The organism is Synechococcus sp. R5-15 (assembly GCF_047462035.1).
Lineage (GTDB): Bacteria > Cyanobacteriota > Cyanobacteriia > Thermostichales > Thermostichaceae > Thermostichus.
The window spans coordinates 1-6,171 of sequence record NZ_JANSIK010000170.1; the positions used below are offsets into that span (position 1 = coordinate 1).

The following is a 6,171-nucleotide window of genomic DNA, read 5'->3' on the forward strand; positions in this document are numbered from 1 at the left end:
GGGCGTCGGCTACGGTCGGCGCTATCCTTCCCTGCCCTGAAGGACGGGGCTTGCCGCGCCTTTTGGTCAGGGGATCGCCTCAAAGCAGCTTGCAATAGCCATAACTCACCTCTAACCAAAGCTGATCCGGAGCAGGGAGAAATCATCCTCAAAGTCCGTCCGCCCCTGAAAGGATTGGGCCTGATGGATCACCTGATCCAAACTATTGCCAGCGCCCTTGCTCAGCAGGGCTATCAAATTGTCCAGCCCCCAGATTTCTCTCTGGGGGTTTATGACTTCGTAAACTCCATCACTGAACAGGTAGAGATGGCTGTTCTCGGGGATCCGCACCTGATCCCTTTGAAAAGTGAGGTCGGGCAAAATGCCAATGGGCAAGTTGGCAGTCTTCAGCAGGAGCGAATCCTGACCCTGGATGAGCAGGGCAGGTGGGTGGCCGGCACTGGCAAAAGAGAGCAGACGGGATCCCGGCTGATAAACCCCATACCAAAGGGTGAAGTACATCTCATGGTGGGATCCCATTTGAAAAGAGTGGTTGAGGGCGCGCAAGACCGCGTCCGGCTGGCGGGGATCGGCATCGGCCAAGCCTTGAGTGCGCAACTGGTTCATCACCGACACCGACAACAGAGCGGATCCCACCCCATGCCCCGACACATCCAGCAGATAGATGGCCAGGTGTTCCTCATCCAGCCAATGATAGTTAAACGAATCTCCCCCCAATTCCTGGGAGGGTAAAAAGCGCCACTCGAGGGTCACTTTGCAGTCGGGAAAATAGGCCGGCTCCGGCAGGAGGGAACGCACATAGCTGGCCGCCTCTGCCAATTCTGCCCGTAACCTGGCCGTTTGCTGCTGCAGGTCATAGCTGAGCTGGTGTAAGCGTAATCCGGCTCGCACACGTGCCCGCAACTCATTGGGGTCGATGGGTTTGCTTAGAAATTCATCTGCTCCGGCATCCAGGCCCTGGATGCGGTCTTCCACCTCAGTGCGGGCGGTGAGCAAAATAAAAAACGTCGTGGAAAACTTGGGATCGGCTTTGATGCGTCGGCAAACCTCTAGTCCATCCATGTCCGGCATCATCCAGTCACAGATGATCAGCCCCGGCACCAGCAGGTGGGCTTGCTCCAGCCCCTCGGAACCGTTGCTGGCCATCTCCACGGTGTAGCCCTGTCGTTCCAGGGATCGCTTCAACACCAGCCGAATCGTCGGATCGTCGTCGACAATCAAAATGGCCGCCATGACCGCTGCACCCCAATCCTGAAGTCAAAACGCATCCAAACCCAACTCCAGCCCAATACCCCATACTGGTAGGCAGACCTTTTATCGTAGCTTAGGCGTTGCGTCAGGAAAACCAGCTCGGCAAGCAGTCCACGACAAAGGGGTGAAGCCTCAGCAGCCTCATCCATCAGAGCTGAAGGTACGTATCGATTTGTGGATCCTCAAAACCGTGGTTGCACGCTACCCAAAAGCTAACCGTTTCCAGATACTGGTGGCGGGAGACAATTCGAGGCAGATTCTGGGCAGATTCTTCTTGAGAGACTTTCATTGGATACAGAGATACAGATCACACTCATCCATCCTTCGCCGACTTAGAGTGAACGTTAAGATTCAATAGCCTTTACCGCATGAGCACATCTCCCCCATCCTTATCCCCTTCCGCCGTTCAGGATTCGCGGGCGAGCTTGCCTCCGGGACCTAGCGAAGCTCACAGGGGAGAAATTCGGCTGGAGGACTTGGACGAGAAGCAATTGTTGGCCTCCCTATCGTCGGTGGTGTTAAACCCGGCAGCTTGGAGTTGCTTCAGCGTCAGCGAAACCAGCCGCCTGCTACGCCCCCTGCAAATCTGCCCCGACTTGACAGGAACTCCCGTTCTCTCCCCAGGGGCCACTGCCGAAGTGGTCTATAAGTTCCTGCTGAGCGATGGTCGGATCGGGACTATGAAGGGGCTGATCTCCATCGAAGACTTCCGCAGCGAGCGGCTGCGCTCTGTTTACGATCAGCTTCACATCGAAAAGGTTATCCCGGCCTTCACCGAGTCGGTTGTGGTGCAGATTATCGATCATTTAAAACCGATTTTTGCCCGCGACTTGGATGAGCTGCTTTGGCAAGAAAGCTTTTACTTCACCCCTCAGGATCTGCGCCAGCAGGAGTTTCTGTTGCGTGGCCTGCGGCCCGAGGCGATCCCACGCAGCTTTCGGCCTCACCTGCAGAGGGTCTACACCCAGATTATGAGGGTGTGCCGCAGCTTGCCCAACATCGCTTTCCAACTGTGTCTGCGGGCCTACTTAGAGTACAACGAGGTCAAGAACAGGCATCTGCTGGCGCTTCTACTCAGCAAGTATTTTTACACGCTCTACCGCATTGGTGGGTTGGACGGTTGGGAAAGTGGGGATCCGGTGGAGCTGGGATCCCTGCGCTCTGCCAGTGGGCGAGTTCGTCTCCAGGCTCTTTCTCGCCTCTTAACCCTGAACAATGACAGCGACGCTCCCCTGGTGGGGATTGGGGGCACCGGGCCGGGGGGCAGCTATTTCAGCGGGGAACGGGAGCCTGCCGGCGTTGAGATGGTGAGCTCGGAGGAGATTGAAAAGCTGCGGCAAGATGTGGAGGTGGCCCGCGGCCAGATCGCCGAGGCCCAGCAATTGGTGGCCCAATATCAGGAGGAGAAAAAACAGGAACTGCTCAACCGCCTTCAGGATCCGGGAAAGTTTCTTCTCTTCAGCATTCATCAGTTTTTTGACACCCTCTTCGGATCCCTGCCCGGAGAGGTGAAAAGCGAGTACGGGGCAGTTTGGGTGCCGCGCACCTCCTACTTGGATGAGAAGGAGCGAGACAAGCTGACAGAGCATTTGCGCCACATCACCAGCGAAGCTTATTTGGTCAGCGTTCCCTTTGCCGAGGCCACCCTCATTAGCTATTGGCGAGTTTTGGCGGATTCCTTCTACAACCAATGGGTTTTGAATCAGTACAAGCAGTTGCAAAGCTATGGGGTGGATTTGGAGCAACAGGGCATCCAGATTCTGGAACGAGAACGATTTCTGGATGAGGTTCAGTTGCGCTTTGCCGCCCGCCACCGAGAAATCGTCACCCAAAATGTGGAGAAGATCACCCAAATTGTGGTGGATAGCCTGGCCAAGCGGGTGGCCCTCAACACCGGCCAGCAAAGTTTTCAGGCCATGCGGGCCAAGTTGACCACTGTTTTGGATATGGACATTTCCCGCAAGGACGTGGGAGAAGTCAAGCGGCTGATCGACTACTTCACCGATGTGTTTTTGGGCAAGCGGGAGGAGCTGCGCTCCCCCTATCCGGTGGGCACGATTTTGCAAGTCAAGGCGGCCATTGAGGCTCGCCCCCCCGATAGCCGCACCCGCATTGGTCTGGAAATTTTGGGTCAGCTCTACCGCGAGTACGTTCCTCTGCTGGGATCCGCACCGAGGTAGGAGGGGGGCATAGCGGGGGATCCCGTAGGCCGACAGGTTTTGGGCACAATGGGGACTGGCGCGCTGTCTAGGGTTGGAGACGGAGATTCCCCATGCGCTACCGCCAGCTTGGCCACAGCCCTTTGCAAGTTTCCGAGATCTGCCTGGGCACCATGACCTTTGGGCAGCAGAATACTTTGTCTGAGGCTTTCGAACAGCTCGACTACGCGGTGGAGCACGGGATCAACTTCATCGATACCGCCGAGATGTACCCGGTGCCGGCGCGGGCGGAAACCCAGGGATCCACCGAGCGCTACATCGGCGAGTGGCTGCAACACCAACCGCGGCATCGCCTGATCCTGGCCACCAAGATCACCGGCCCTGGTCGGCCCTGGCATTGGATTCGCGGCGGATCCCTGTCCATCACCCGCGACAACCTCAAGCAGGCGGTGGCCGGCAGCCTCAAGCGCCTGAAGACCGACTACATCGACCTCTACCAGATCCACTGGCCGGATCGCTACGTGCCCCTGTTTGGGGGCGTTGCCTACGATCCCAGCCAGGAGCGGCCCACCGTTCCCATTGCCGAGCAGTTGCAGGCTCTGGCGGAATTGGTGCAAGAGGGTCTCATTCGCTACATCGGCCTGAGCAACGAAACCCCTTGGGGGGTGAGCAAGTTCTGCCAGGTGGCCGAGCAACTGGGGTTGCCCAAGGTGGTCTCGATTCAGAATGCCTACAGCCTCATCAACCGCACGTTTGAAATGGGCCTGGCGGAAGTCTGCCGCCACGAGCAGGTGGGCTTGCTGGCCTACAGCCCCTTGGCCTTTGGGCTGCTGACGGGCAAATATCTGGGGGGGGTGAAGCCGCCGGGATCCCGTTTGGCCTTGTTTGAAGGCTTTGGCCAGCGGTACCGCAAGCCGAATGTGGAAGAAGCGGTGGCCGCCTATGTGCAAATTGCCCGCCGGCACGGTCTGACACCGGCCCAGTTGGCTTTGGCCTTTGTGCGCAGCCGCTGGTTTGTCACCAGCACCATCATTGGGGCCACCAGCCTGACCCAACTCAAAGAGAACCTCAGTTGCCTGGATGTGGAGCTGTCCCCGCAGATCCTGGCGGAGATCGAGGCGGTGCACCAGCGCTACCCCAATCCTGCCCCCTGAAAGGTTGGCGAAACCGGTGGCCAGACAGAACTTTTCGGAAGGTTTCCTCGTCTGGATGTGCGGTTTGGATATCCTCTCCAACTCTTCTGTCCGGCCAGTTTCTATGGCCTCTCCCAGCCAAGAGTGGGGATCCAAGACTGTAAATCCCGTACCCAGAACCTGAGGTGTGAACGATGCGTGAGCTTTCCCTTTGGCAGGGCTGGAAAACCGCCGCTCTGGTGATCAGTTGCAGCAGCTTGGCCTGGCTTGGGGATCCCGCTTGGGCCCAACTTTCTGATATCAGCACCTATTGGGGTGCCCAGTACATTGCTGGGTTGAATGAACGGCAGATCATCGGCGGCTTCCCGGATGGCACCTTTCGTCCCAACGAGTCCATCACCCGTGCCCAATTTGCCGTCATTGTCACCAAAGCTTTTGGCCTAGATACCAACGTTCCTGTGCGCTCCTTTGCCGATCCGATTCCCAGTTGGGCGGCTCCCTCCATCGGCGCAGCGGCAGCGGCAGGGTTTGTTTCCGGCTTCCCGGACGGCACCTTTCGTCCCAACGATGTGCTCACCCGTGCACAAGCCATCACCGTCCTAACCCGTGCAGCCACCAACGGCAGGCTCATCGAAGATGCCGGCCAAATTGACGCGATCCTATCCGCGTTCGGCGATGCCAATTTGGTTCCCAACTTTGCCCGCGCCCCCATCGCGACAGCAGTTCAGGAAGGGCTGTTGGTGCTCTACCCCAACCCCACCCAATTGAATGCCCAGGCGGTGGCCACGCGGGGGGAAGTGGCTGCTCTTACCTACCAAGCGCTGGCCAAGGTGGGCCGGGTGCCCAATTTGGATCCGCCGGTGGGGGCTGCCATTCCCGGCCCTGGGATCCGCACCGAGCTCCTTGCCCAGGTCACCCCTACGCCCGAACCCCTGGCCACGCCGGACATTCCCATTGAGCCTCTGGTGGAAACGCTGCCCGCCGCTCCAGAGGTGAGAACCTTCTTCGCCCGCGAAGAGCTGGGATCCGTAAACCCAGGGGATACCGTTACCGTGTTTTTGCTGGGATCCCCAGGGGCGCAGGGATCGTTTTCCATCCCCGGCATTGCCTACAACCTGCCACTGCAGGAAACCCGCCCAGGGCAATACGAGGGCAGCTACACCTTCCGCAGCCAAGACCGGGCCTCAGAAGCGCCTGTTTTTGCCCGCTTGGAGCGGGATGGACTGGTAACCCTGGTGCAGCTGCCGGATAAGACCATCACCATCGGGCGGGTGACCGACACCACCTTCCCCACCATCAGCGAACTGGCCCCTCCCAATGGATCCCTAACCGACAACTCTCGCCCCTCCATCTCAGCCCGTTTCCAAGATGACCAAGGAATTGACCTGAATAGCTTTACCTTGCTGGTGAACAATGTGGATGTCACCGCCCAAGCCCAGCTCACCCGCACCGGCTTCGCCTACACCCCAGCCGAGCCGCTGCCCACCGATCGACCGACCTTAATTGCCGTCCAAATTGCCGACACCAGCGGCAACACCACCATCCAGCAGTGGTCTTTCCAGGTGCAGGCCGCCCAGCCCACTCCCACACCGACCCCAACACCAACCCCAACACCGACAGCCACGCCC

4 protein-coding genes are annotated in these 6,171 nt (G+C 58.6%); 3 read left to right on the forward strand and 1 reads right to left on the reverse strand.

The annotated features are described in order from the left end of the window. Positions 1-111 precede the first annotated feature (111 nt). Positions 112-1,233, reverse strand: coding sequence for a PP2C family protein-serine/threonine phosphatase (locus tag NW839_RS12640; RefSeq protein ID WP_414351703.1), 1,122 nt, complete (start codon positions 1,231-1,233; stop codon positions 112-114). A 443-nt stretch (positions 1,234-1,676) separates the two neighbouring features. On the opposite strand from NW839_RS12640, the gene NW839_RS12645 reads away from it, so the two are divergent. The 3 genes from NW839_RS12645 to NW839_RS12655 form a co-directional block, all read left to right on the forward strand. Continuing rightward, positions 1,677-3,431 (forward strand): hypothetical protein, encoded by a 1,755-nt coding sequence (locus tag NW839_RS12645; RefSeq protein WP_414351705.1) that lies wholly within the window; start codon positions 1,677-1,679, stop codon positions 3,429-3,431. Between the two features lie 92 nt (positions 3,432-3,523). After that, the gene (locus tag NW839_RS12650; RefSeq protein WP_414351708.1) at positions 3,524-4,564 is read left to right on the forward strand and encodes an NADP(H)-dependent aldo-keto reductase; all 1,041 of its coding nucleotides are present in this window, start codon (positions 3,524-3,526) and stop codon (positions 4,562-4,564) included. Between the two features lie 173 nt (positions 4,565-4,737). Further along, positions 4,738-6,171 (forward strand): S-layer homology domain-containing protein (locus tag NW839_RS12655; RefSeq protein WP_414380693.1); only part of this gene is annotated, 1,434 nt, incomplete at its 3' end.

Coding starts and splice junctions, on each gene's coding strand:
- NW839_RS12640 (WP_414351703.1), bottom strand. CDS start 1,233: ATGGCGGCCATTTTGATTGTCGACGACGATCCGACGATTCGGCTGGTG.
- NW839_RS12650 (WP_414351708.1), top strand. CDS start 3,524: ATGCGCTACCGCCAGCTTGGCCACAGCCCTTTGCAAGTTTCCGAGATC.